Origin of the sequence: Brevundimonas naejangsanensis, assembly GCF_000635915.2 — a bacterium.
In the GTDB taxonomy this organism is placed as follows: Bacteria; Pseudomonadota; Alphaproteobacteria; order Caulobacterales; family Caulobacteraceae; genus Brevundimonas; species Brevundimonas sanguinis.
In genome coordinates this window covers 2,255,204-2,278,777 of the sequence record NZ_CP015614.1, presented here as the reverse complement: position 1 = coordinate 2,278,777, position 23,574 = coordinate 2,255,204, and the positions used below count along the sequence as shown (strand labels likewise).

The following is a 23,574-nucleotide window of genomic DNA, read 5'->3' as shown; positions in this document are numbered from 1 at the left end:
ACGGCGCGGGGTTTTTCTTTCCTCCCCATGCAATGGGGAGGTGGATCGGCGGCGTAGCCGACGAGACGGAGGGGCTGCTTGGATTCGCCTCGGCCTTCTTTTCCGTCCCGCTGTTCAAGCCCCTCCACCCCTTCGGGGTCCCCCTCCCCATTTCATGGGGAGGAAAGCGGCGCTCAGTTCACGCCGCGATGTCGCGCGGATCGAACTCGTCCGGCCCGCGTCCCATCAGGCCGGTCTCGAAGTCCATGAAGATGTCGATCAGCTCGTCCACCCCCACTGGCGGCGCCTTGGGGTTGAAACGGAAGCGCCAGAAGCTGACGATGTGCTGCACCGCGCCCAGCTGGTCCCCCAGCCGGGTGAACAGGGCCGGCGCCTCCAGAAGAAAGTCGCGGAACGCCACCGGATTGCCCTCGCGCGTCAGGGCCGCATAGGCGTCGTCGTAATAGCGCAGCGTCCGGCTGACCTCGTCGCAGGTTTTCATGATGCGCGCGCGCAGGACGCCGCGTCCGCGTTGAATATACTCGGCGGCGGCCCGGTCGCTGGGGCCGACGGGCTGCACCGTCACCACCTCGTCGGCGACATTGACGATGTCGGCCATCAGGCTGCTGAGCGCCCATTTGTAATAGAGGAAGCCCTTCCAGCAGAAGACGCCCTCCTGATACTGCTCAGGCTCCAGCTTCAGCGTCAGGCGCAGGGCCTCCAGCCGGTCGCCGGGCGCGTTGGACAGGATCTTCGCGGCCATGCGGGCTGTCGAGCCGGCGGCCACGACCCCGTCGCCGATGCTGAGGGTCACCAAGGGCTCGATTTCGAGTTGGACGAACTCCAGCATCCGCTCCAGGTCGGCGTCGCTGAGGGCGAAGTAGCAGGGCGCGGCGTCGACATTGCCGCGTCTCAGTTGCTCGCGCAGCAGGAAGGGGTCCAGCGAAGGCAGCCGGTCCATCAGCCGCAGGGTCTTCAGGTCCGGATGATCGGCGTCGACGCCGAACGCTTCATGCATGGCGCGTTCAAAGCCGATCTGATTGACGAAGATGAAGCGGCCGCCGGTCTTCAGGTCGGTGCTGTCGATCGGCACCACGATCTTGGTCGCCACCTGCCGCCGGCCGGGGAAGGCGTCCGTCTCGTTGCGGCGCAGGCGGTGCTTGATGATCAGGGCGCGGTTCAGCGCAGGCGTGCGGAACATCGGCCGCTCGGCCCAGCCCTCGGTGTCGCCGTGTTCGTCGTAGACCTTGAGCAGGTTCAGCACCCGCGCCGTCGAGGCGGTGCGGCGCAGGTGTTCGAGATTGCGGATGGCGCGATCGGTCATGCCGCCATTGTGCTCGCCAAAGGTGACCAACGGCTTAGTTTGGAGCGCCAAAAAAACGGGCCGCTTCCCGCAGGAGGCGGCCCGGTCAGTCGCGGAGGAAACCGAAGCGGGGTTTAGAAGGTCGTCGTCACCGACACCCAGAGGCGGCGCGGTTCCTGATTGTTGGCGTATTCCGGCGAATAGGCGACCGGCGTCCCATAGGGAGCCAGGCGCACGAAGTCCTTGTCGAACAGGTTGTAGACCGCCGCATTCAGCGTCACCCGGTCGTTGACTTCGTACGAGCCGCCGATGTGGAACAGCTCATAGGCCTTGAAGTCGCCCAGGGCGTCGCGGGCGGCGCCTTCGCCGCGCCAGCGCTCGGAGCGGTATTCGCCGCGCACCCAGGTCGACAGGCGGTCGGTGGGCCGCCAGCGCAGCTGGGCGTTGACCATGTGTTCGGGCGTGTCGGTCAGGCGCTGGCCCGCCCGGGCGCCGGACTTCTGCTCGCTGTCGGTATAGGTGTAGTTGCCGTGCAGGCTCCAGGCTTCAGCGAAGCGCCAGCGGGCGGCGACTTCCAGCCCCTGGGTCACGGCCTCGTCGATGTTCACGCTCTGGCCGAACTCCTTGATGGCGGACCAGAAGCCCACGTCGGCGCAGCCCGTCTTGGAATAGGTCCCGGCGTCATACTGGGCCTGGGTCAGGCCGAAGGTGCAGTTGGCGATCGGTTGGCCCGAGGCGATCTTGTCCTCGAAGTCGTTGCGGAAGATCGTGGCGTTGGCGCGGAAGGTCGAGGCGTTGTCGAAATAGACGCCGAACTCATAGGCGGTGCTGGTCTCGGGCTTCAGTCCCGGGCTGCCGATCAACGGCAGGGCGCCCTGGCGGCCGAACCCGTTGATGCCGGGGGTCAGCTGCTCCAGGCGCGGGGTCTTGTAGCCGCCGCTGACGCCGCCCTTCAGCGTCCACTGCTCATTGGCGTTCCACACCAGATACGCGCGCGGGCTGACGTGGTCGCCGAAGCTGGAGTGGTCGTCGTAACGAAGGCCGACGGTCAGGGCCAGATCATCGCGCAGCCGCCATTCGTCCTCGGCGAACAGGGCCCACTGCTCGAAGACGAAATTGCCGCTGGCCACGCCGTCGGTCATTTCAGCGTCCATATATTGACCGCCGACGGTGAAGGTGTGGTTGCGCCACTGGCTGTTCAGCTTGGTGTCGAACAGGGTGGTCGTCGTCTCCAGCGTGCGGTCGCCGCCGGCGCCGGAAACGCCGCGCGGGATCAGACGGCCCAGCGTCTCGGTCTTGTTGTGCGACAGGGTGGATTCCAGCGTGCCGAAGCTGAAGCGCCAGTTGTGGGCCAGCAGGTATTGCTCGCGGTTGAACTCCAGGAAGTCCTTGTAGCCGCCGGCGACGGTGTTGGTCCCCATCTGACCCCTGGCGTTGTCGTACCACTGGCTGGCGGCGTCGACGTCCAGCCACAGGTCGTGGTCTGTGTTCGGCGTCAGGCTGAGGCGGGCGCCCAGGGTCCAGATCTCATAGGCGGTGGCGCTGCGGCCGAAGCCGGCGACCTCGACCTCGTCGCCGTTCACGTCGCGGTACTTCAGGTTGGACTGCTCGCGCTCGGCCCAGGAGCCGCGCAAGGCCAGGCCGAGGCGGTCGGCGATCAGCGGACCCGAGGCGTAGCCGTTCACACCCCAGAAGTCGCCGAACTCGCTGTCGCCCTGCAGCGTATAGTTGGCCGAGGCCGAGCCGGTCCAAACCTGCCCGACCTTGCGGATGATCAGATTGATGACGCCGCCCATGGCGTCGGAACCATAGAGGGTGGCGACCGGCCCGCGCACCACCTCGACCCGCTCGATGGCCGACACCGGCGGCAGGAAGCTGTTGGCGGTTTCGTTGAAGCCGTTGGGCGTCACGCTGCCGGCGGTGTTCTGGCGGCGGCCGTCGATCAGGACCAGGGTGTAGTCCGGACCCATGCCGCGGATGTTGATGGTCTGGCCGCCCGACTTGCCGACGCCCGAGCCGGTGTCCACGCCCTCGATGTTGTTGAGAATCTCGGCGATCGACGTTGCGCGAATCTCTTCGATCTCCTGGCGCGGCAGCACGCTGATCGAAGCGGGCGCCTGAGTGATCCTCTGTTCGAAGCCGGATGCGGTGACGACGACATCGGCGACCTTGTGCGCCTGATCCATCCCGTCGCCGCTGTCCCTGGCCAAGGCCGGCGCGGGACCCGCGACGGTCATCAGGGCGGCGGCGGTCAGCAGGGACGAGCGGCGGGAGATGGGGAAGCAGGACATGGTGGGGAAGGGCCTTAAGAAATGAGAACGCTTCTCAACAGCGTTCGCATCTATCTGGCAACCGGGGTGTGCGAATAGGTCGCATTTGCGCCTGCCTCGGACCTGACTGGCGCGCCAATGCGGGTGGGCCTAAAGAGGCGGTCATGGACATCATCGACATCCTGATCCTCATCGCCGTGGCCGCCGTCGCGATCACTCTTGGCCTGGGCCTGTACAACCTGCAGCGCGGGGGCGAGGGCGCCGGCGTCCGGTCCAACAAGCTGATGCGGTGGCGCGTGGCCCTGCAGGCGGTGGCGGTGCTGCTGCTGATGATCGGAATGTGGCTGAAACGCACGCACGCGGGCTGAGGCCGGCGCCGACGAAAACAGGGGAGGGCGCGCCATGGTGACGCTGAACAAGATTTACACCCGCACCGGCGACGCCGGTCAGACGCGACTGGCCTCGGGCGCGCCGGTGTCCAAGACCGATCTGCGGGTCGAGGCCTATGGGACGGTCGACGAACTGAACGCCGTCATCGGCGTGGCGCGCCTGAACAGTGGCCAGAACGACCGCATCGACGCCATGCTGGGCCGCATCCAGAACGAGCTGTTCGACCTGGGCGCCGACCTGGCCACCCCGCTGGAGCCTGCGCCCAAGTGGGAGGCGCTGCGCATCATCGCCTCTCAGGTCGAGCGTCTGGAAAGCGAGATCGACTGGATGAACGGCTGTCTCAAGCCGCTGGACAGCTTCATCCTGTCAGGCGGTTCGCCGCTGTCGGCGCATCTGCATCTGGCGCGCACCGTGTGCCGTCGGGCCGAGCGCGACGGCGTGCGCCTGGTGGAAAGCGGCGAGACGGTGAACCCTGAGGCGGTCCGCTATCTGAACCGCCTGTCGGACCACCTCTTCGTCGCCGCCCGCCGCGCCAACGCCAACGGCGCGGGCGACGTGCTGTGGCGCCCCGGCGCGACGCGCTGAGGCTGAGCGAAGACTGAAGAGCCGGAGGCTTAGCGGCCCTGAAGCGCCTTGACCCGCTCGCGCTCGGCTTCGGTGGCGGCGGCGCGGGCGCGTTTGTCGGCGGCGATCTGGTCTTCCAGCTTGACCAGGTCGCGGTTGGCCTCGGCCGAGGCTTCAGCGCGCGACATGCCCTCCGGCCGTTTGGTGATGTCGGGGATGTAGACGGGCTGGGCGCAGATGCGCGTCTCCAAGTCGTACCAATAGCCCTTGGCCGTACAGCGATCGCCCGGATCGACCCAGAAACGCTGCAGGATGAACACCCCCGCCAGCGTCACAGCAAACAGGCTGAAGAAGATAAAGCTGAGGCGACGGATCGTCAGGAAGCGTTTCATGCCGGTCTCAATAAATCAAAAATGCGTCCGCGACACCACCGCACTTCACGTAGCGTTACGTTGACAGGTCGGCCTCGTCGGTCCAATCCCTCGACCGACATTTCGATGACCAAGTGGATAGGCTCATGAAGGTACTCGTCCCGGTGAAACGGGTGATCGACTATAACGTCAAGGCCCGCGTCAAGGCGGATCAGACCGGCGTCGATCTGGCCAACGTCAAGATGAGCATGAACCCCTTCGACGAAATCGCCGTCGAAGAGGCGGTGCGTCTGAAGGAAGGCAAGGAACATCATGCCGCGGGCACGGCGACCGAGATCGTCGTCGTCTCCATCGGCGTGACCCAGGCTCAGGAAACCATCCGCACGGCCCTGGCCATGGGCGCCGATCGCGGCGTTCTGGTGCAGTCGGACACGGACCTGGAGCCGCTGGCCGTCGCCAAGGTGCTGAAGGCGGTGGTCGACGAGGAGAAGCCGGATCTGGTCCTGCTGGGCAAGCAGTCGATCGACGGCGACAACAATGCGGTCGGCCAGATGCTGGCCGCCCTGTTGGACTGGCCGCAGGCCACCTTCGCCGGCAAGCTGGTGATCGAGGGCGGCAAGGCTGTGGTGACGCGTGAAGTCGACGGCGGCCTGCAGACGGTTGCGGCCGAACTGCCCGCCGTCGTGTCGGTCGACCTGCGCCTGAACACGCCGCGCTACGCCAGCTTGCCGAACATCATGAAGGCCAAGAAGAAGGAGATCGCCGTGAAGGCGGTCGCCGATTACGGCGTCGACACGGCCGACCGCCTGAAGGTGCTCAAGGTGACGGAACCGCCGAAGCGTTCGGCGGGCGTCAAGGTCGCCGATGCGGCCGAACTGGTTTCCAAGCTCAAAGACGCAGGGGTTCTGTAATGGCCGTTCTCGTCATCGCCGACCACGACGGCTCGGCCGTTCGCGACACCACCCACAAGACCGTGACGGCCGCCCTGGCGCTGTCGTCGGACGTGGACGTCCTGGTGCTGGGCAAGGACGCCAAGGGCGTGGCGGACGCCGCCGCCAAGATTTCGGGCGTCCGCAAGGTGTTGCTGGCCGAGGGCGACGCCGTCGCCCACGGTCTGGCCGAAGCGGTCGAAGCCACCGTCCTGCCGCTGGCCGGGAGCTATGACGCCATCCTGGCCCCCGCCACCACGGACGGAAAGAACTTCGCTCCGCGCCTCGCCGCCAAGCTGGACGTCGCGCCGATCTCGGACATCGTCGAGGTCGTCTCGGCCGACACCTTCATCAGGCCGATCTACGCGGGCAACGCTCTGGAGACGATCCAGTCGGCCGACGCCAAGAAGGTCATCACTGTGCGCCCGACGGCCTTCGCCGCCGCCGCTGAAGGCGGCTCGGCCCCTGTCGAGAGCGTCGCCGCCGGCGAAGCGCCCAAGACCGCCTTCGTCTCGGAAGAGATGGTCAAGTCGGACCGCCCCGAACTGGGCGCCGCCAAGATCGTCGTCTCGGGCGGCCGCGCCCTGGGCTCGGCCGAAGAGTTCCACGCCGTCATGGACCCGCTGGCCGACAAGCTGGGCGCCGCCGTCGGCGCCTCGCGCGCGGCGGTCGATGCGGGCTATGCGCCCAACGACTATCAGGTCGGCCAGACCGGCAAGGTCGTGGCCCCGGCCCTCTACATCGCCATCGGCATCTCGGGCGCCATCCAGCACCTGGCCGGGATGAAGGACTCCAAGGTGATCGTCGCGATCAACAAGGACGCCGACGCCCCGATCTTCCAGGTCGCCGACTACGGCTGGGTCGCCGACTACAAGACCGCCGTGCCGGAACTGATGGCCGCTCTGGGCTAAGGGCGTCACGCTGAGTTGGAAGCGCGCCGGGCGAGAGATCGTCCGGCGCGTTTTCTTATCCGCCTTCTATATCCGCTCATCCCGGCGGACGCCGGGACCCAGTAAGAGCTGCGCGCTCAACGGTGGAGATATCCGCAAGCCTGCGCGGCGCCTGAAGCCAAAGCACTGAATCCCGGCGTCCGCCGGGATGAGCGGGAAGGTTAGCTTGGCGCTCTCGCGTGAATGGGCCAAACACGTCCCATGACCGCCCGCATCCCCGTCAAACTGACCCCGCGCGCCTCGGCCGATCGCATCGACGGTTGGGACGTCGACCCGGACGGCCGCCCGGTGCTGAAGGTCCGCGTGCGCGCCCAGCCGGTGGAGGGCGAGGCCAACGCCGCCCTGACCGCCTTCCTGGCCAAGGCGCTGGGCGTGCCCAAGCGCGACGTAACCCTGGCGCGCGGCGGCCAGTCGCGGCTGAAGATGATCGAGGTCGACGGCCTGACCGACGCGGAGGTCCGGGTCCGTCTGCCCGCCGATTGAGCGCTTCGCTGACTTTGCCGCGAGCAACCGCTTTTAGAGCTTTACCCTGACGGAAACAGGCGATTGTATACGCGCCATTGTTTGCCCGCCGTTTGCGGGCGCGAGGGGGCTCGCCCATGTTGTTCAGTCGCCTGCGGGGTCCAAGCCTCGCTGTCCTCACCTGCGCGCTCGGCGCGCTCAGCCTGTCGGCCTGCGCCACGACCGGCGAGGCGTCGCCCAAGACGCAGACCGCCTCGACGTCGTCGGCCTCCAAGGACCGCACGATGGCGCCGGGTCTGGACGGCTGGGCCAATCAGGACCCCTATCCCTCGACCTACCGCGGCCTGCCGCGCCAGAACATGGCCATCGTCGGCGCCACGGTGCTGACCGGCGCGGGCCAGAAGATCGAGGGCGGCGTCGTCGTCGTCACCGACGGCCGCATCGCCGCTGTCGGCGGGGCGGACACCCCGGTCCCGGCGGGTCACCAGGTGGTCGACGCGCGCGGCCGCTTCGTCACGCCCGGCATCATCGACATTCACAGCCACCTGGGCGTCTATCCCTCGCCCGGCGTGCAGGGGATGAGCGACGGCAACGAGGCCACCAACCCGAACACCGCCCAGGTCTGGTCCGAGCACTCGATCTGGCCCCAGGACCCCGGCTTCAACGCCGCCCGCGCGGGCGGGGTGACGACGGTGCAGATCCTGCCCGGCTCGGCCAACCTGTTCGGCGGTCGCGGCGTGACCCTGCGCAACGTCCCCTCGGTGACCATGCAGGGGATGAAGTTCCCGGGCGCCCCCTACGGCCTGAAGATGGCGTGCGGCGAGAACCCCTCGCGCGTCTACGGCGGCCGCAACCAGTCGCCCGCCACCGGCATGGGCAATGTCGCCGGCTATCGCGCCGCCTTCATCTCGGCCCGCGACTACAAGGACAAGTGGGACAAGTGGCGCGAGACCGGTCAGGGCACGCCCCCGACCCGCAACCTGCAGCTTGAGACCCTGGCCGGCGTGCTGGACGGGTCGATCCTGATCCAGAACCACTGCTACCGCGCCGACGAGATGGCGGTCATGCTCGATGTGGCCAAGGAGTTCGGCTACAAGATCACCACCTTCCACCACGCGGTCGAGGCCTACAAGATCGCGCCTCTGCTGGCGCGCGAAGGCGTCTGCGCCGCCATGTGGACCGGCTGGTGGGGCTTCAAGATGGAGGCTCTGGACGGCATCGAGGAGAACGCCGCCCTGACCGACGCGCCCCAGGGCTCGTGCGCCGTCATCCACTCGGACGACGCCGAACTGATCCAGCGCCTGAACCAGGAAGCCGCCGCCGCCCTGTCGGCCGGTCGCCGCGCCGGGATGGACATCGCCGAAGAGCACGCCATCAGCTGGATCACGCTGAATGCGGCCAAGTCCATCGGCATCGACAAGGAGACGGGCTCTCTGGAAAGCGGCAAGCGCGCCGACGTGGTGATCTGGAGCGCCGATCCCTTCTCCATCTACGCCCGCGCCGATCAGGTCTTCATCGACGGCGGACTGGCGTTCGACCGTCAGAACCCCGCCTTCCAGCCCGTGTCCGATTTCGAACTGGGTCAGCCCGGCTTCGGCCTGTCCGCCGCTGGCGTCGCCCAGGGAGCCCGTTGAACCATGCGTATCAAAACTCTCCTCGCGGGCGCTGTCGCGGCCCTGGCCCTGACCGGTCCCGCCCTGGCGCAGGACGTCGCCATCACCGGCGGCCAGGTGCTGACCGGAACCTCGGTGATCGAAAACGGCACCGTGGTCATCCGTAGCGGCAAGGTCGTCTCGGTCGGAACCGGCGCGGCCCCGGCCGGTCTGCGGGTCATCGACGCGCGCGGCAAGGTGGTGACGCCGGGCTTCGTCGCCGTGGATTCCGGCCTCGGCGGCACTGAGGTCGGCTCGGTGCGCGGCTCGAACGATCTGGCCAACCGCGCCAACACCCTGACGGCGGCTTTCGACCTGTCCTATGGGCTGGACCCGTGGTCCTTCACCCTGCCGGTCGCGCGTCTGGGCGGCGTCACGCGCGCTGTGGTCACGCCGCAGCACGGCGGTTCGGGCGGCGGCCACAGCCATGACGACAGCGACTTCGCCGGCGCAGGCGCAGGCGGCTTCCAGACGCCGGGCCTGTTCGCGGGTCAGGCGGCGGTCATCAAGCTGGGCGGCGCCGACATCCTGGTGAAGCCGCGCGTGGCCATGGTCGCGCCCTTCGGCGAGGCCGGCAAGGCGGTGGCGGGCGGCGCGCGCGGCGCCGAGTTCGTCCTGTTCAAGGAGACCCTGGCCGAGGTGCGGACCTACGCCCGCAACAAGGCCGCCTATGAGCGGGCCGACATGCGCGCCCTGTCGCTGTCGCGCGCCGATATGGAGGCCCTGATCCCGGTGGCCGAGGGGCGTATGCCGTTGATCGTCACCGTCAACCGCGCCTCGGACATTCAGCAGGTGCTGCGTCTGGCGCGCGAGGAAGGGATCAAGATCATCCTGGACGGCGCCGTCGAAGGCTGGCTGGTCGCCGATGAGATCGCGGCGGCCAAGGTTCCCGTCATCCTGCACCCGACCACCAATCTGCCTTCGAACTTCGAGATGCGGGCGGCGAGGATGCAGAATGCGGCGGCCCTGAACGCGGCGGGCGTGGTCATCGCCCTCAAGGGCAATGAGGGCTCGGCCCACCGCGCCCGCGACATCCGCTACAACGCCGGCAACGCCGTGTCGCACGGCCTGCCCTTCGCGGCGGCCATCCAGGCGATCACGGTCAACCCGGCCCGCATCTTCGGCTTCGACGGCCAGTTCGGCGAGTTGAAGGCCGGTGCGGCGGGCGACGTCGTGGTCTGGTCGGGCGATCCGCTGGAGCCGCTGAGCCAGCCCTCGGCCGTGCTGATCGACGGGGTGGAGCAGCCGCTGCAGGCGCGCAACCTGCTCCTGCGCGACCGCTATCGCACCGGCGGCGAAGGGGCGATGCCGCCCGCCTACGGCAACTGAGGCTTCAAGCCTGACGACAGGGGGGCGCTGCGGGAGACCGCGGCGCCCTTTTTGTTTCGCCGCTCCGCTCGCCGTCCGCCTTTCTCCACGCCGTCATCCTCGGGCTTGACCCGAGGATCGAGTGCGGCGGCGCGTTCTGACTGTGGGGCGTCGAGTGGGGGATGGCCCGATCCTCCGATCAAGTCGGAGGATGACGGAGAACGTGGGCTGGGCCCGCGCCCCTACTGCGCTGTCAGTCCGCCGTCGATCTTGAACTCGGCGCCGGTTACGAACTTCGATTCATCTGACGCGAGATACAGCACGCAGTACGCCACATCGTCCGGTTCGCCGATGCGCTTCAGCGGGATGCCGCGCGCCAGCTTTTCGTGGGCGCTCGCCTCGTCCCCGCCCGCCATGGCGACGAAGGGATCGAGGATCGGCGTCTTGATGAAGACCGGGTGTACCGAGTTGGCCCGCACGTTCCAGCCTGCCTTGGCCGCTTCCAGCGCCACCGTCTTGGTGTAGAGCCAGACCGCCGCCTTGGTGGCGTTATAGGCGCCCATGCCCGGCGCCGCCGCCAGTCCCGCGATGGAGGAAATATTGACGATCGACCCGGCGCCCGAGGCCCGCAGCGGCGCCATCGCATGCTTGCAGCCCAGCATGACGGATTCCAGGTTGATCGCCTGAACCCGGCGCCAGTTCTCCAGCGTGTCCTGCTCGGCCCACAGCAACTGGCCGCCGATCCCGGCGTTGTTCACCAGGATGCTGAGGCCGCCCATGTCCTCGACCGCCGCGCCGACGACGCGGACCCAGTCGTCCTCGCGCGTGACGTCGTGCTCATAGGCGAAGGCCATGCCGGGGTGGTCGGCGTTGATCGCCTCGGCCAGGGCGCGGACGCCGTTCAGGTCCAGATCGCTGAGCGCCACCCTAGCCCCTTCGCGGACCAGCATCCGGGCCATGGCCTGGCCCAGGCCCCCGGCGGCGCCGGTGATCAGGGCCGCCTTGCCCGCGACGCGGCCCGATCGGGGGGCCGTCACTCGACCAGGCCCTTGACCGCCTCGTCGATGAAGCGGGCCATCGCCACGTCGCGCTCGGTCACCCCGTCGGCGTCATGGGTCGTCAGCAGCACCTCGACGCGGTTGTAGACGTTCGACCACTCCGGATGGTGATCGACCCTGTCGGCCAGCAGGGCGACGCGGGTCATGAAGCCGAAGGCGGCGTTGAAATCGGCGAAGCGCAGGGTCCGCGCGATGGCCGGGCGCGGATCGTCGGCGCGGCGCCAGTCGGGCAGGCCCGCCAGAACTTCGGTCACGTCGAGGGCGGCGGTCATGAGCGTCTCCTTGGATTTTCTTCAGGCGTATCGCGCGCCCCGGGATGCGACAAGTCGCGACGCGATGTCCGGGCGGCGCTTCCCCGGATGACGGCGGCGGCGGGAGGCGTTACACCCACACCCATGACCCAGGCCGATCCCTCCTCCGACGCTTCCGGCAAGACCTCCTCCTTCGGCTTCCGCGACGTGGACGCCAAGGAAAAGGTGCAGATGGTGCGCGGCGTGTTCAACTCCGTCGCCTCCAACTACGACCTGATGAACGACCTGATGAGCGCGGGCGTGCACCGCATCTGGAAGGACGCCACGGCGGCCAAGCTGAACGTCAGGCCAGGCGAGGTGGTGCTGGACATGGCCGGCGGCACCGGCGACATGGCCCGCCGCTATTCGAAGATGGCCCGCGCGGCGCAGGACCGGCGCGGCGGCGAGGACGCCACCGTCATCGTCATGGACTACAACGCCGAGATGATCCTGAACGGCGTGGCCAAGGGCGGCGAGCCCGAGATGGCCTGGGGCGTCGGCGACGCCATGCACCTGCCGCTGCCGGACGCCTGTCTGGACGCCTATTCGATCAGCTTCGGCATCCGCAATGTGGCCGACATTTCGCAGGCGTTGCGCGAGGCGCGCCGCGCGCTGAAGCCGGGCGGCCGCTTCATCTGCCTGGAGTTCTCGCGCCCGACGACCGGCGCGCTGAGGAAGGCCTATGACGCCTGGTCCTTCCACGCCATTCCGCGCATCGGCCAACTGGTCGCCAAGGACCGCGACAGCTATCAGTACCTGGTCGAGAGCATCCGCCGCTTCCCCGATCAGCAGATCTTCAAGCGGATGATCGAGGAGGCGGGCTTCAGCCGCGTCAGCGTCACCAACCTGTCGGGCGGGATCGCCGCCATCCACCATGGGTGGGCGATCTGAGCCGGCTGACCTTCAACGCCCCGCCGCCCAAGCCCGAGGCGCAGCCCGTCCGCCATCCGGTCGGCGCCGCCCTGCGCATGATTCGCTGGGGCTGGGTGCTGGCGCGCCATGACGCCCTGATCCCGCGCGAGGCCAACCCGCTGCTGCCCGCCTGGGGCCGCCCCTTCGCGCAACTGATTCAGATGCTCGCCAGCCGCAGGCATCGCGCCGGGCGGCCCGGCCAGCGCGTCGGCGAGGCCTTCGAGCACCTCGGCCCCGTCGCCATCAAGCTGGGCCAGGTGCTGGCCACCCGCGCCGACATCTTCGGCCTGCAGTTCGCCCAGGACCTGGGCCGGCTGAAGGACAAGCTGCCGCCCTTCCCGCTGGAGGAGGCCAAGCGCGAGATCGAACGCTCGCTGGGCCGTCCGGTCGAAAGCCTGTTCATTGATCTGAGCGAACCGATGGGCGCCGCGTCGCTGGCGCAGGCGCATCCGGCCTGGCTGGCGGACGGGCGCAAGGTGGCGGTCAAGGTCTTGCGCCCCGGCGTGGAGCGCCGCGTGGCCCAGGGGCTGGACGCCATGCGTCTGGGGGCCAAGCTGGTCGACCGCTTCGTCGAGCCCGCCCGTCGGCTGGAGCCGCGCGCCTTCGTCGAGATCATCGCCCAGTCCTTGCAGCTTGAGCTGGACATGCGGCTGGAGGCGGCGGCCGCCTCCGAACTGGCCGAGGTCATGGCCAAGGACGGCTATATGTCCGCGCCCGCCGTCGTCTGGGACGGGGTGGGCAAGCGGGTGCTGACCCTGGAATGGGCGTCCGGCCTGCCGATGACGGACCCGGCGCTGGTCCAACTGCCGGGCCTCGACAAGGACGCCCTGGCCGACAAGGTGGTGCGCGCCTTCCTGGTTCAGGCGCTGGATCACGGCGTCTTCCACGCCGACCTGCACGAGGGCAATCTGTTCGCCGACGCGCCCGCGCAACTGACGGCCATCGACTTCGGCATCGTCGGGCGGCTGGGACCGGCCGAGCGCCGCTACCTTGCCGAGATCCTGTGGGGCTTCATCAGCCGCGACTACGATCGCATCAGCCGGGTCCACTTCGAGGCCGGTTATGTCCCGCCCCACCATTCGGTCGACACCTTCGCCCAGGCCCTGCGCGCGGTGGGCGAGCCGGTGATCGGCCGCCAGGCCAGCCAGGTGTCGATGGGCCGCCTGCTGGGCCAGCTGTTCGAGATCACCGCCCTGTTCGACATGCATATGCGTCCCGAACTGGTGCTGCTGCAGAAGACCATGGTCTCGGTCGAGGGGGTGGCGCGCCGCCTCAATCCCGATCACGACCTGTGGGAGGCCGCCAAGCCGGTGGTCGAGCGCTGGATCCGCCGCGAGCTGGGGCCGGCGAACCAGGCCAAGGAAGCGATGGAGGAGGCCGTGGCCGCGCTGAAGGCGCTGTCGCGCCTAGTGCAGAACCCGCCGCCGTCTCAGACGTTGGTGATCGACAAGGCCGGAACGCGGCCCTGGGTGGTCGCCGCCGTCACCGTCGCCCTATGCGCGTCGGCGGCCGCCTTGGTGCTGACGCTTTGGCCGATGATCGTCGCCTGACGTTTCTTCGGAGCCTGCGCATGAAGACCTTTTCTCTGACCGCCGCCCTGATGGGCGCGACCCTGCTGGCCGCCCCGGCGCTGGCGCAACAGGCGCCTGCACTGCCTGCGACTGGCCCCGCGACTGGTTCGGGCGCAGCAGCGGCCACCCTGCCGCACGCCTTCGAGGGCGACGCCGCTCCGGCTCGCCCGCAGGCCGCTCCGGCTGCGCCGACGACGGCGATCGCGCCTGACATCGCCCGCTCAGAAGAGGCCTTGCGCGCCGTGATCGCCGCCATGCAGGCCGGTCAGATCGACTACACGGTGTTCACCCCTGACATGGCCGAACAGATTCGCGCCCAGTCGGGACAGGTCGCGCCGCTGCTTCAACAGTTCGGCCCGCTGAAGTCCATTTCGCACCTGGATCAGCAGAACGGCGCCGACGTGTTCCGCGTCATATTCGAAAAGCAAGCCACCGACTGGGTCATCGGCTTCGACGAGGAAGACCTGATCGCCGCCCTGCTGTTTCGCCCGGCGCAGGACTAAAGGCGTTCCCCGGTCTTTCGTCCGTCGTCTTCTCCTCCGTCATCCTCGGGCTTGACCCGAGGATCGAGGGCAAGGACGCGCTCCTGTTGTCCGGGGTGGGGCGCGCGGATGGCTGGATCCTCGGGTCAAGCCCGAGGATGACGGAGTGTGAGGGGGCCTAATCCAGCGACGGCTTGCCGCGTCCGCTCTTGATCGAGGACCGGCTGGACTTGGCCTTCAGCCGTCGCTCTTTGGACGCCCGCGTCGGCCGGGTCGGCACGCGATAGACCGGCTTGATCGAGGCTTCGGCGACCAGGGCCTCCAGCCGCTCGATGGCGTCGGCCTTGTTGCGCTCCTGGGTGCGGAAGCGCACGGCGCTGATGAGGATCACCCCGTCCAGCGTCAGGCGGCTGCCCGCCAGCTTCATCAGCCGCGCCTTCACCGGCTCGGTCAGGCTGGGCGAGTTCTTGACGTCGAACCGCATCTGCACGGCGGTGGAGACCTTGTTGACGTTCTGGCCGCCCGGACCGCCGGCGCGGAAGAAGCGGAACTCCAGCTCCTCCTCGGGAATGCGGCTCATGACGCCTCTCTTGACGCCTCTCTGCGCGCCCGCACGACGGCCGCGTCCAGCGCCTGCAGGAAGCGCGAGCGGTCGGCGGCCGAGAAGGGCGGGGGGCCGCTGGTCGGCACGCCCATGGAACGCAGGTGCTCGCCGATCATCCGCCCGGCCAGGGCCGAGCCGATGGAGTCCGTCGTGAACGGCTGGCCGTTGGCCTTCAGCGCCTGGGCGCCCGACTTCAGGCAGCGGTCGGCCAGGGGGATGTCGGCGGTGATGACGATGTCGCCGCGCCCCGCGCGCTCGGCGATCCAGTCGTCGGCCACGTCCGGCCCGGCATCGACGACCACCTGTTCGATCAGAGGCTCGCGCGGCGTGTTGATCCAGGCGTTGGACACCACGAAGACCTTCAGGCCGCAGCGGCGAGCCACGCGGTACACCTCCTCCTTTACGGGGCAGGCGTCGGCGTCGATGTAGAGGGTGGTGGCCATGGGGGGCTTATGGCCCGGCTCGGCGCGAGGGAGAAGACCGCCTGATGCTGGGTCGCGGTCAGAAGGCTCCGCCTTCTCGACCCGACGCGACTTTCTCCTCCCCATGCAATGGGGAGGTGGATCGGCGGCGTAGCCGCCGAGACGGAGGGGCTGCTTGGCTCTGCTGTCGCAAGGCCCCTCCACCGCTACGCGGTCCCCCTCCCCACTCAGTGGGGAGGAGAAAGCATGGTCAGCCTTGGCCGTCGCGCAGGCGCTTCAGATCCGGCGCCAGGGCCTCGTCCGTCAGCATGGCGATGGCTTCCTCGACCGTAACGATGGTCTGGGCCTGGGAGCCGAAGCGGCGGATGGCGACCTTGCCTTCCTCGGCCTCCTTGCGGCCGACCACGGCGATGGCGGGCACCTTGGCGACTGAGTGTTCGCGGATCTTGTAGTTGATCTTCTCATTGCGCAGATCGATCTCGGTGCGCAGACCCGCCGCCCGGAACTTGGCCAGAACCTCTTCGGCGTAGCCGTCGGCGTCCGAGGTGATGGTCGCCACCACGGCCTGGGTCGGCGCCAGCCACAGCGGGAAGGCTCCGGCGTAGTTCTCGATCATGATGCCGATGAAGCGCTCGAACGACCCCAGGATCGCCCGGTGCAGCATGACCGGGCGGTGCTTCTGGCCGTCCTCGGCGATGTAGGTCGCGTCCAGACGTTCCGGCAGCACATAGTCCAGCTGGATCGTGCCGCAGGTCCATTCGCGGCCGATGGCGTCCTTGACGATGAAGTCCAGCTTGGGCGCATAGAAGGCGCCGTCGCCCTCGGTGATGACCGGCTCGGACCCGGCGGCGCGGGCGGCCTCCAGCATCTGGGCCTCGGCCTTGTCCCAGAACGCGTCGTCGCCGGCGCGCTGCTCGGGGCGGGTGCCCAGGCTGATGTATTTGGTCTCCATGCCCAGGTCTGCGTGGACGCTGCGGCACAGCTTGATGAACTCGGCCGTCTCCTCGACGATCTGGTCCTCGCGGCAGAAGATGTGGGCGTCGTCCTGAGTGAAGCCGCGCACCCGCATCAGGCCGTGGAGCGAGCCCGACGGCTCATAGCGGTGGCAGGCGCCGAACTCGGCCATGCGCAGCGGCAGTTCGCGATAGGACCGCTGGCCCTGATCGAAGATCTGCACGTGGCCGGGGCAGTTCATCGGCTTGAGGCTGAGGGTCTCGCCCTCGACCGTTTCGCAGACGAACATATTGGGGCGGTACTTGTCCCAGTGGCCCGACGCTTCCCAGAACTTCCGGTCCAGAACCTGCGGCGTCTTGACCTCGACGTATCCGGCGGCGTCCAGGCGGCGGCGCATATAGGCCTCCAGCACGCGCCACAGCACCCAGCCCTTGGGGTGCCAGAAGACCATGCCCCGGCCCTCTTCCTGCATGTGGAAGAGCTCCATGGCGCGGCCCAGCTTGCGGTGGTCGCGCTTCTCGGCCTCTTCGATGCGCAGCAGATAGGCGTCCAGGTCCTCCTTGCTTGCCCAGGCCGTGCCGTAGATGCGCTGAAGCTGGGCGCGGCTGGAATCGCCGCGCCAGTAGGCGCCCGCCAGCTTGGTCAGTTTGAAGGCCTTGCCCACGAACTTGGTCGTCGGGAAGTGCGGACCCCGGCACAGGTCGGCCCATTCGCCCTGCTTGTAGACGGTGATCGTCTCGCTCTCGGGCAGGTCGCGGATCAGCTCGGCCTTGTAGGTTTCGCCGACGCTTTCGAAGTGGGCGATGGCGGTGTCGCGGTCCCAGACCTGACGCTCCAGCGGGGCGCCCCGGTCGATGATCTCGGCCATCTTCTTCTCGATCTTCGGGAAGTCGTCGGTCGAGAAGGGTTCGTCGCGGGCGAAGTCGTAATAGAAGCCGTCCTCGATCGCAGGGCCGATCGTCACCTGAGTGCCGGGGAACAGTTCCTGCACCGCCTGGGCCAGAACGTGGGCGGCGTCGTGGCGGATGGTCTCCAGCGCCTCGGGATCGTCACGCATCAGCAGGCGGAAGTCGCCGTTCCCGTCGATGACCCGGTCCAGGTCGCGCTGCTCGCCGTTCCAGACGACCAGGGCCGCCTTCTTGGCCAGCGAGGGCGAGATGGCGGCGGCCACGTCGCGGCCCGTCGAGCCGGCCGGATACTGACGCACGGCGCCGTCGGGGAATTTCAGTTCGATCATGACGGTCGTTCTTTTTCGGTCTTGGCGGGCGGAACGGGATCATAGCCCGAACCGCCGAAGGGATGGCATTTACAGAGGCGCCGCACGGTGAGCCATCCCCCCCGCACCGGACCGTGCCGGATCAGGGCGTCGCGCCCGTAATCCGAACAGGTCGGCATGAACCGGCACTGCTGGCCGATCAGGGGGGACAGCGTCAGCTTATAGCCCCGATGGGCCGCGCGGACGCTGCGTTCGTAGAGAGACATCGGTCCCTTCGCCGGGGGCTCTGTTGCGGGTTCGTCGCGCTTATCCCTCTTCACAGCAGGGGGATCAACCGACGCGCCGTTCAGGCCGCGCCGGCGAGGCGAGTTCGCGTATCGCTGTGGTGCTTTTCCAATGCCCGATTCTCTTGGGCCTGCTTGACGGCGTCCAGGGTCGCCTCCAGCGCCACCATCGTCGAGGCGTGGCGGGCGGGATAGTCGGCGACCTGCTTCAGGACGCGCAGGCCTTCGAAGCGGCCCTCGGGACCGTCGCCGCCGGACTTGAGCATGGCGGACATGGCGTCGCGCGCGGCTTCGATCTCATCCGCTGAGGCGCCGAGCACGTTTTCGCCGACTACGCCCGCCGCCGCCTGGCCCAGGGCGCAGGCCTTGACCGTCTGGGCGAAGTGGCTGACGCGGCCATCGGCGTCCAGCGCCACGTCGACGATGGCCTTCGACCCGCACAGCTTGGCCACCCGCTCGGCCGAGCCTTCGGGCGCAGGCAGGCGCCCGCTGTGCGGCAGGTTGGCCGCCAGCGACAGGATGCGCGCGCTGTAAAGGTCGTCGATCACGGGATGAAGATAGGCGTTTGCGGGCGGAAGGTGAAGAGCGGCTGCGAACGCGACGCCTCTCCCTCCCCGTCCCGGGGAGGGTGGCTGAGCCTGAAAGGCGAAGCCGGGTGGGGGCGGCAGGGCTATTCAGGCGCTGAGGCTAGGATCGCGTCGAGGCCAGGATCGCCTGGCCCTCCCCACCCGGTCTCCGCTTCGCTCCGACCACCCTCCCCGGGACGGGGAGGGAGAGGCGTCGAGCGCGTTCTATCCGCCTTGCAGCGACGACCATGTGCGCGCCGTTGGCGACGCCTCAGTGAGGGCGGGGGAGGGCGCCTGCCCCGGCTGCATCCGCGCCGCCAGCCAGCGCAGGTTCTGGTCGGCGGCTTCCGGCGGCAGGTCGCGGCGCAGGATGGCTTCGGCCTCGGCGGTCTTGCCTTGCAGGCCCAGCGCCAGGGCCAGGTTCTGGCGCACCTGCAGGCCCGCGCCCGGCTGGGCCGCCGCGCGACGCAGCAGAATCTCGGCCGAGGGCGCGTCGCCCTCGCCGATGCGGGCGATGGCGGCGTTGGTCAGGACGTCGGCGTTGTCGGGCGACAGGCGCAGGGCCTCGGCCCAGGCGGCCTTGGCGTCGTCGGGGCGGCGCACCTGCTGATAGGCCACGCCCAGCAGCGACAGGGGCCGCCAGTCGCGCGGCGCGGCGGCCTTGGCCTGTTCCAGCGCGGCGATGCCGTAGAAGGCCTGGCCGCGCGCGATGTGGGCGCGGCCGACCTCCAGCATGGCCTCGATATTGGCAGGCTGGACGACCAGCACGCCCTGCGCCGTCTCGGCCGCCTGATCGAACTGGCCCAGCTCGCGCAGGGCTTGGGCCAGCTTGACCCCGGCGACCGGGTCCATCGGGTTGAGCTGTTGCTCCTGGGTCCAGAACACCGAGCGGCTGAGGGCGTCGGCGCGGTCATAGCCCGCGCGCGTGGCGGCGTCGGCGGGCGCGCGGGCTGTGGGCGCGGTCTGGCTCAGAGCCGGGGCGGCGAGGGCCAGAAGCGTCAGGCTGACGGTTGCGACGAGGGCGGCGTTGCGCGACATGGAAGGGTCCGTGGCGGTTCAGCCCCTAGGGTCGCGCCGACGGGTCAAGGTTTGGTTAATCGACGTTAAGCGTCGGAAAGGTCCCCCTATGTCCCCTCAGTCCGAACTGCTGATCGCCGCCGCCGAGGCCGCGCGCCCGCTCCGCATCGTGAAGTCTGGCGCGGCGCTGGAGGGACGGATCGCCGCCTGGGCCGAGGCCAACGGCTTCACGGGCAAGGCGGGGCAGCTGCTGGTCGTGCCGGGCGCCGACGGCGCGCCGGAACTGGCCCTGTTCGGCGCGGGCGGGGCCTTCGATCCCATGAGCGCGCGCGGCCTGCCGACGCGCCTGCCTGCGGGCGACTGGCGGCTGGAGGGCGCGGACGGCGAGGCGGCGCACCAGGCGGCCCTGGCCTTTGCGCTCGGGGGCTATCTGTTCGACCGCTACAAGGCCCGGCCCGAGCGCGGCCGCGCCCGCCTGGTCGCGCCGCAGGGCCTCGATCTGACGGCGACGCTGAACATCGCCGCCGCCTGCGCCCTGACCCGCGAGATGGTCGACACCCCCGCCGCCGACATGGGGCCGCTGCAACTGGAAACCATCGCCCGCGAGATCGCCGAGGCGGCGGGCGCGGAGCTGACCGTCACGACCGGCGACGCCCTGCTGGAGGAGAACTATCCGGCCGTCCACGCCGTCGGCCGCGCCGCCGCCCCGCACCGCGCGCCGCGGGTGCTGGAGATCGGCTGGAATCTGGACAAGGCGGACCGGCCGCTGGTGGCTTTGGTCGGCAAGGGGGTGGTGTTCGACACCGGCGGCCTGGACCTGAAGCCCGCCGCCGGGATGCGCAATATGAAGAAGGACATGGGCGGCGCCGCCCACGCCCTGGCGCTGGGCCGCCTGATCATGCAGGCCTGTCTGCCGGTGCGTCTGGTAGTGCTGGTCGCGGCGGTTGAGAACGCCGTGTCGGCCGACGCCTTCCGACCGGGCGACATCCTGAACAGCCGCAAGGGCCTGACCATAGAGATCGGCAACACCGACGCTGAAGGCCGCCTGATCCTGGCCGACGTGCTGACGCGGGCGGGCGAGCACCAGCCGGACCTGACGCTGGACTTCGCCACCCTGACCGGCGCGGCGCGCATCGCGCTCGGTCCCGAACTGCCCCCGCTCTACACCGACGACGACGCCCTGGCCGAGGGCGTGCTGAGCGCCGGCCGGGCCGTGGGCGACCCCCTGTGGCGGATGCCTTTGTGGGCGGGCTATCGCGCCTCGCTGGACAGCGAGATCGCCGACGTGCGCAACGATTCCGCCGCCTGGGCCCAGGCCGGGTCGGTGACGGCCGCCCTGTTCCTGCAGAAGTTCGCGCCGACGACGGGAAGCTGGGCGCATATGGACGTCTTCGCCTGGAACCCGCGCGCCCGGCCGGGCTGGCCCGAGGGCGGGGAGGCGCAGGCGATCCGCGCCTGCTTCCGCTACCTCAGCGACAAATTCGTCAAATAGCCAAGGCTGTTAACGCCCCCTTTGGGATCGACGCCTAGGGTCGGCGGTTCGATTTGTACGAGCCGTCGAGAGACCGCCGCTTGACCGATGTCCTGGCCCTGCTGCCGCCTGGCGCGCCCCTGATCCTGCGGGACGGGGATCGTGTCGTGCTGGCTGAACAGGCGCTGGAAGGTCTGATGCGGGCCGAGGCCTATCGGCCGACCGATCCCTCTCACTGCCGCCTGCCGGTCGCCGATATCGTCGCTGACGACGGACAACGCATCGACCAGCTGCTGTTCGGCGAGGCCTTCGATGTATTGGATCGACGCGAGGATCGCGCCTGGGGCCGGGCGCGGCGGGACGGCGTGGTGGGGTGGGTGTCGCTGGCGGCTCTGGCCTCCGGCGCGCCCCCGGCGACCCGGCGCGTGGCGTCCGTTTCCGCCGCCTTGCCGCTGAACGCCCTGGTCGGCGCAGACGCGCACGGCCTGGCCGAGACTGATCTCGAATCTGTCGGCGCCTTCGAGCGCGATCTGGTCGCTGTGGCCGAGCGTCTGCTGGGCCGACCTCACGCTCTGGGCGCGCGGTCTTCGGTCGAGACCGACTGTTCGGGGCTGGTGCAGCAGGCTCTGTTCGCCTGCGGCCTGCCCGGCCCGCGCCGTGCTTCAGAGCAGGCCGAACTCGGCCGCGCCGTGCCGCGAAACGACGTCCGGCGCGGCGACCTGGCGATCTGGCTGTCCTCGGCCGAGGGCGACTGGACCGGCCATTCCGCGCTGATGGTTGACGCTGAGCGCATCATTCATGCGACCGGCGCGCGCGGCGGCGTGGTGATCGAGACCTTGGCCGAGGTCGAGGCGCGCCTGACCGCCGACGGCTTCGCGTCTGCGATCTTCCGTCGGGTCTGAACCCTCCACCTGATCCCTGAAACGAAGAAAGGCGACCCGAGGGCCGCCTTTCCGTCGTCTACCGTCCGTCAGCCTCAGGCTTGCGGCGCCGGGTTCGTCGCTTGAGTCGCGGGGGCGTCGGCCGGGGCCTCTGCCGGAGCCGAACCGGCTTCGGTGGCCGCGGCGCCTTCAGCGGCCGGGGCTTCGCCTTCGGCCGGGGCGGCGGCGCCCGGTTGGCGCGCGGGGTCCGGCGCCGGGATGGCGTAACCGCCCGAGCCTTGCGTGCGCAGCCAGGCGATCAGGTTGATGCGGGTCTGCTCGTCGCGAATGCCGGCGAAGGACATCTTGGTGCCCGGCACGTAGCGGCCCGGCGCGTTGATGAAGTGATCCAGCTCGTCGTAGTTCCAGGTCGGAGCCTCGGCCTTGTGCTTGGCCATGGCGTCCGAATAGGCGAAGCCGGCGCGGTGCATGACCGGGCCGCCGACCAGGCCGAACAGGTTCGGGCCGATGCCGTCGGCGCCGCCCGAGTTCACGGTGTGACAGGCCTGGCAGCGCGCAAAGGCGGCTTCGCCTGCGGCCAGGTCGGCGGTCGGCAGGACCGTGCCCCAGTCGATCGGCAGGGCGGCTTCAGCCGCGCCCGCGGCCGATTCATCCGGCGCGTCGACGAAGTAGCCCATCTTTTCGGGCTGCTTGGTGTGGTAGACCATGCCCGAAACCTGCTGGACCACCAGGATCGCAAAGGCGGTGCCCAAGCACGCGCCCATAATCTTGTTCCACTTCAGATCGCCGCTCATTCCGCGTCGTCGCATCCCGTCTCTAGATGAGCCCCGCGACCGCAAAGCGGCGCTTAGGCGTATTCTTGCGTGGGCGTCTCTTACACGCTAGCGCGACCTTCGCAACCGGCCCGGACGTTTCCGGGCGTTTTCAAGGCGCTTGGCGACCATGAAACCCCTGATAATGATACCCGCTCGCATGGCCGCCACCCGTTTGCCCGGCAAGCCTCTGGCTGACATCGGCGGCAAGCCCATGATCGTGCGCGCCTGGGAGCAGGCGTCGCTGTCGGGCTTCCGCGTGGCCGTGGCGGCCGGCGATCCCGAGATCGTCGCGGCGGTGCAGGGGGCGGGCGGGGAGGCGGTGCTGACCGATCCGGACCTGCCCAGCGGCTCGGACCGCATCCTGGCGGCGGCCCAGGCGGTCGATCCTGACGGCGCCCATGAGGTGGTCATCAATATCCAGGGCGACATGCCCTTCGCCTCGCCGGGGCTGGCGCAGGCCTGCGCCGAGTTGCTGACGCGCGAATCAGCCTGCGACATCGCCACCCTGGTCGCGGCCGAGGCGGATGTTTCGGATCGGACCAATCCCGACGTGGTCAAGGCGGTCCTGGCCCTGCCGCAAGGCGCGACGACGGGCCGAGCCCTGTATTTCACCCGCTCGACCCTCTACGGCGACGGAGCCGTCTGGCGCCACGTCGGCATCTACGGCTATCGCCGTCAGGCCCTGGCCCGCTTCTGCGCCGCCCCGCCCTCGCCGCTGGAGACGCGCGAGAAGCTGGAGCAGCTGCGCGCCCTTGAGATGGGGCTGCAGATCTGGGCCTCAGTAATCGACGAGGCGCCGCTGTCGGTGGACAATCCGGCGGATCTGGAGGCGGCGCGAGCGTTGGCGTGACTC

At 69.1% G+C, this 23,574-nt stretch carries 25 protein-coding genes; 13 read left to right on the top strand and 12 right to left on the bottom strand.

Translation table 11 applies throughout. From position 1 onward, the window contains the following. Positions 1-178: 178 nt before the first annotated feature. Both DA69_RS10945 and DA69_RS10940 read right to left on the bottom strand, forming a co-directional pair. The gene (locus DA69_RS10945; RefSeq protein ID WP_025976096.1) at positions 179-1,303 is read right to left on the bottom strand and encodes a hypothetical protein; all 1,125 of its coding nucleotides are present in this window, start codon (positions 1,301-1,303) and stop codon (positions 179-181) included. A 113-nt stretch (positions 1,304-1,416) separates the two neighbouring features. Next, on the bottom strand, positions 1,417-3,573 hold the full coding sequence (locus DA69_RS10940) for a TonB-dependent receptor domain-containing protein (RefSeq protein ID WP_025976097.1): 2,157 nt from the start codon (positions 3,571-3,573) through the stop codon (positions 1,417-1,419). A 143-nt stretch (positions 3,574-3,716) separates the two neighbouring features. On the opposite strand from DA69_RS10940, the gene DA69_RS10935 reads away from it, so the two are divergent. Together DA69_RS10935 and DA69_RS10930 are read left to right on the top strand one after the other, a co-directional pair. Next, a complete protein-coding gene (locus DA69_RS10935; protein ID WP_025976098.1) occupies positions 3,717-3,920 on the top strand; it encodes a twin transmembrane helix small protein in 204 nt (67 codons plus the stop codon). A 34-nt stretch (positions 3,921-3,954) separates the two neighbouring features. Beyond that, on the top strand, positions 3,955-4,527 hold the full coding sequence (locus DA69_RS10930; protein WP_025976099.1) for a cob(I)yrinic acid a,c-diamide adenosyltransferase: 573 nt from the start codon (positions 3,955-3,957) through the stop codon (positions 4,525-4,527). Between the two features lie 29 nt (positions 4,528-4,556). Here DA69_RS10930 and DA69_RS10925 read toward each other — a convergent pair whose 3' ends face one another. After that, positions 4,557-4,898 (bottom strand): hypothetical protein, encoded by a 342-nt coding sequence (locus DA69_RS10925; protein WP_025976100.1) that lies wholly within the window; start codon positions 4,896-4,898, stop codon positions 4,557-4,559. Between the two features lie 125 nt (positions 4,899-5,023). On the opposite strand from DA69_RS10925, the gene DA69_RS10920 reads away from it, so the two are divergent. From DA69_RS10920 to DA69_RS10900, 5 genes are all read left to right on the top strand, one after another. Continuing rightward, entirely contained in the window at positions 5,024-5,788 is a 765-nt protein-coding gene (locus DA69_RS10920; RefSeq protein WP_025976101.1) for an electron transfer flavoprotein subunit beta/FixA family protein, read from the top strand. Next, positions 5,788-6,717, top strand: coding sequence for an electron transfer flavoprotein subunit alpha/FixB family protein (locus tag DA69_RS10915; RefSeq protein WP_025976102.1), 930 nt, complete (start codon positions 5,788-5,790; stop codon positions 6,715-6,717). Before DA69_RS10920 ends, DA69_RS10915 begins: the two co-directional genes overlap by 1 nt. A gap of 240 nt (positions 6,718-6,957) precedes the next feature. After that, the gene (locus DA69_RS10910) at positions 6,958-7,239 is read left to right on the top strand and encodes a DUF167 family protein (protein ID WP_025976103.1); all 282 of its coding nucleotides are present in this window, start codon (positions 6,958-6,960) and stop codon (positions 7,237-7,239) included. Positions 7,240-7,355: 116 nt separating this feature from the next. After that, positions 7,356-8,852, top strand: a complete 1,497-nt coding sequence (locus DA69_RS10905; RefSeq protein ID WP_025976104.1) for an amidohydrolase — start codon at positions 7,356-7,358, stop codon at positions 8,850-8,852. A gap of 3 nt (positions 8,853-8,855) precedes the next feature. Then, positions 8,856-10,199, top strand: a complete 1,344-nt coding sequence (locus tag DA69_RS10900) for an amidohydrolase family protein (protein ID WP_025976105.1) — start codon at positions 8,856-8,858, stop codon at positions 10,197-10,199. Between the two features lie 221 nt (positions 10,200-10,420). On the opposite strand, the gene DA69_RS10895 is transcribed toward DA69_RS10900, so the two are convergent. Then, positions 10,421-11,215: an SDR family oxidoreductase gene (locus DA69_RS10895; RefSeq protein ID WP_025976106.1), complete on the bottom strand. Its 795-nt coding sequence runs from the start codon at positions 11,213-11,215 to the stop codon at positions 10,421-10,423. After that, a complete protein-coding gene (locus DA69_RS10890; RefSeq protein WP_025976107.1) occupies positions 11,212-11,508 on the bottom strand; it encodes a 4a-hydroxytetrahydrobiopterin dehydratase in 297 nt (98 codons plus the stop codon). Before DA69_RS10890 ends, DA69_RS10895 begins: the two co-directional genes overlap by 4 nt. A 123-nt stretch (positions 11,509-11,631) precedes the next feature. On the opposite strand from DA69_RS10890, the gene DA69_RS10885 reads away from it, so the two are divergent. Genes DA69_RS10885 through DA69_RS10875 form a run of 3 tightly spaced genes read left to right on the top strand, consistent with a single transcriptional unit; the run spans position 11,632 to position 14,512 of the window. Continuing rightward, a complete protein-coding gene (locus tag DA69_RS10885; RefSeq protein WP_025976108.1) occupies positions 11,632-12,417 on the top strand; it encodes a class I SAM-dependent methyltransferase in 786 nt (261 codons plus the stop codon). Then, the gene (gene ubiB, locus DA69_RS10880) at positions 12,405-13,988 is read left to right on the top strand and encodes a 2-polyprenylphenol 6-hydroxylase (protein WP_025976109.1); all 1,584 of its coding nucleotides are present in this window, start codon (positions 12,405-12,407) and stop codon (positions 13,986-13,988) included. The genes DA69_RS10885 and ubiB overlap by 13 nt, the downstream gene beginning before the upstream one ends. 20 nt (positions 13,989-14,008) lie before the next feature. Then, positions 14,009-14,512: a hypothetical protein gene (locus tag DA69_RS10875; protein WP_025976110.1), complete on the top strand. Its 504-nt coding sequence runs from the start codon at positions 14,009-14,011 to the stop codon at positions 14,510-14,512. Positions 14,513-14,669: 157 nt separating this feature from the next. Here the strand turns inward: DA69_RS10875 and arfB are convergent, their stop codons facing one another. From arfB to DA69_RS10845, 6 genes are all read right to left on the bottom strand, one after another. Beyond that, positions 14,670-15,071, bottom strand: a complete 402-nt coding sequence (gene arfB / locus DA69_RS10870) for an alternative ribosome rescue aminoacyl-tRNA hydrolase ArfB (protein WP_025976111.1) — start codon at positions 15,069-15,071, stop codon at positions 14,670-14,672. Continuing rightward, positions 15,068-15,538 (bottom strand): YaiI/YqxD family protein, encoded by a 471-nt coding sequence (locus DA69_RS10865; RefSeq protein ID WP_025976112.1) that lies wholly within the window; start codon positions 15,536-15,538, stop codon positions 15,068-15,070. Before DA69_RS10865 ends, arfB begins: the two co-directional genes overlap by 4 nt. 229 nt (positions 15,539-15,767) lie before the next feature. Then, complete coding sequence (gene thrS, locus DA69_RS10860; RefSeq protein WP_025976113.1) at positions 15,768-17,708, bottom strand: threonine--tRNA ligase; 1,941 nt, start codon at positions 17,706-17,708, stop codon at positions 15,768-15,770. Beyond that, positions 17,705-17,953: a membrane protein insertion efficiency factor YidD gene (yidD, locus tag DA69_RS10855; RefSeq protein ID WP_024355105.1), complete on the bottom strand. Its 249-nt coding sequence runs from the start codon at positions 17,951-17,953 to the stop codon at positions 17,705-17,707. The genes thrS and yidD overlap by 4 nt, the downstream gene beginning before the upstream one ends. A gap of 80 nt (positions 17,954-18,033) precedes the next feature. Further along, complete coding sequence (locus DA69_RS10850) at positions 18,034-18,519, bottom strand: iron-sulfur cluster assembly scaffold protein (RefSeq protein ID WP_025976114.1); 486 nt, start codon at positions 18,517-18,519, stop codon at positions 18,034-18,036. A 243-nt stretch (positions 18,520-18,762) separates the two neighbouring features. Further along, on the bottom strand, positions 18,763-19,575 hold the full coding sequence (locus DA69_RS10845; RefSeq protein WP_025976115.1) for a tetratricopeptide repeat protein: 813 nt from the start codon (positions 19,573-19,575) through the stop codon (positions 18,763-18,765). A gap of 88 nt (positions 19,576-19,663) precedes the next feature. Here DA69_RS10845 and DA69_RS10840 point away from each other — a divergent pair, with 88 nt between their 5' ends. Further along, positions 19,664-21,046: a leucyl aminopeptidase family protein gene (locus tag DA69_RS10840; protein WP_025976116.1), complete on the top strand. Its 1,383-nt coding sequence runs from the start codon at positions 19,664-19,666 to the stop codon at positions 21,044-21,046. Between the two features lie 80 nt (positions 21,047-21,126). After that, on the top strand, positions 21,127-21,927 hold the full coding sequence (locus tag DA69_RS10835; protein ID WP_025976117.1) for a C40 family peptidase: 801 nt from the start codon (positions 21,127-21,129) through the stop codon (positions 21,925-21,927). A gap of 74 nt (positions 21,928-22,001) precedes the next feature. Here DA69_RS10835 and DA69_RS10830 read toward each other — a convergent pair whose 3' ends face one another. Then, a complete protein-coding gene (locus tag DA69_RS10830; protein ID WP_025976118.1) occupies positions 22,002-22,700 on the bottom strand; it encodes a c-type cytochrome in 699 nt (232 codons plus the stop codon). A gap of 148 nt (positions 22,701-22,848) precedes the next feature. Between DA69_RS10830 and DA69_RS10825 the strand changes: the two genes are divergently transcribed. Continuing rightward, positions 22,849-23,571, top strand: coding sequence for a 3-deoxy-manno-octulosonate cytidylyltransferase (locus tag DA69_RS10825; protein ID WP_025976119.1), 723 nt, complete (start codon positions 22,849-22,851; stop codon positions 23,569-23,571). Positions 23,572-23,574 lie beyond the last annotated feature (3 nt).

Bases quoted from the DNA above. Each gene is read 5' to 3' on its own strand.
- DA69_RS10945 (WP_025976096.1), bottom strand. From the start codon at position 1,303: ATGACCGATCGCGCCATCCGCAATCTCGAACACCTGCGCCGCACCGCC.
- DA69_RS10940 (WP_025976097.1), bottom strand. From the start codon at position 3,573: ATGTCCTGCTTCCCCATCTCCCGCCGCTCGTCCCTGCTGACCGCCGCC.
- DA69_RS10935 (WP_025976098.1), top strand. From the start codon at position 3,717: ATGGACATCATCGACATCCTGATCCTCATCGCCGTGGCCGCCGTCGCG.
- DA69_RS10930 (WP_025976099.1), top strand. From the start codon at position 3,955: ATGGTGACGCTGAACAAGATTTACACCCGCACCGGCGACGCCGGTCAG.
- DA69_RS10925 (WP_025976100.1), bottom strand. From the start codon at position 4,898: ATGAAACGCTTCCTGACGATCCGTCGCCTCAGCTTTATCTTCTTCAGC.
- DA69_RS10920 (WP_025976101.1), top strand. From the start codon at position 5,024: ATGAAGGTACTCGTCCCGGTGAAACGGGTGATCGACTATAACGTCAAG.
- DA69_RS10915 (WP_025976102.1), top strand. From the start codon at position 5,788: ATGGCCGTTCTCGTCATCGCCGACCACGACGGCTCGGCCGTTCGCGAC.
- DA69_RS10910 (WP_025976103.1), top strand. From the start codon at position 6,958: ATGACCGCCCGCATCCCCGTCAAACTGACCCCGCGCGCCTCGGCCGAT.
- DA69_RS10905 (WP_025976104.1), top strand. From the start codon at position 7,356: ATGTTGTTCAGTCGCCTGCGGGGTCCAAGCCTCGCTGTCCTCACCTGC.
- DA69_RS10900 (WP_025976105.1), top strand. From the start codon at position 8,856: ATGCGTATCAAAACTCTCCTCGCGGGCGCTGTCGCGGCCCTGGCCCTG.
- DA69_RS10890 (WP_025976107.1), bottom strand. From the start codon at position 11,508: ATGACCGCCGCCCTCGACGTGACCGAAGTTCTGGCGGGCCTGCCCGAC.
- DA69_RS10885 (WP_025976108.1), top strand. From the start codon at position 11,632: ATGACCCAGGCCGATCCCTCCTCCGACGCTTCCGGCAAGACCTCCTCC.
- DA69_RS10875 (WP_025976110.1), top strand. From the start codon at position 14,009: ATGAAGACCTTTTCTCTGACCGCCGCCCTGATGGGCGCGACCCTGCTG.
- arfB (WP_025976111.1), bottom strand. From the start codon at position 15,071: ATGAGCCGCATTCCCGAGGAGGAGCTGGAGTTCCGCTTCTTCCGCGCC.
- DA69_RS10865 (WP_025976112.1), bottom strand. From the start codon at position 15,538: ATGGCCACCACCCTCTACATCGACGCCGACGCCTGCCCCGTAAAGGAG.
- thrS (WP_025976113.1), bottom strand. From the start codon at position 17,708: ATGATCGAACTGAAATTCCCCGACGGCGCCGTGCGTCAGTATCCGGCC.
- yidD (WP_024355105.1), bottom strand. From the start codon at position 17,953: ATGTCTCTCTACGAACGCAGCGTCCGCGCGGCCCATCGGGGCTATAAG.
- DA69_RS10845 (WP_025976115.1), bottom strand. From the start codon at position 19,575: ATGTCGCGCAACGCCGCCCTCGTCGCAACCGTCAGCCTGACGCTTCTG.
- DA69_RS10840 (WP_025976116.1), top strand. From the start codon at position 19,664: ATGTCCCCTCAGTCCGAACTGCTGATCGCCGCCGCCGAGGCCGCGCGC.
- DA69_RS10830 (WP_025976118.1), bottom strand. From the start codon at position 22,700: ATGAGCGGCGATCTGAAGTGGAACAAGATTATGGGCGCGTGCTTGGGC.
- DA69_RS10825 (WP_025976119.1), top strand. From the start codon at position 22,849: ATGAAACCCCTGATAATGATACCCGCTCGCATGGCCGCCACCCGTTTG.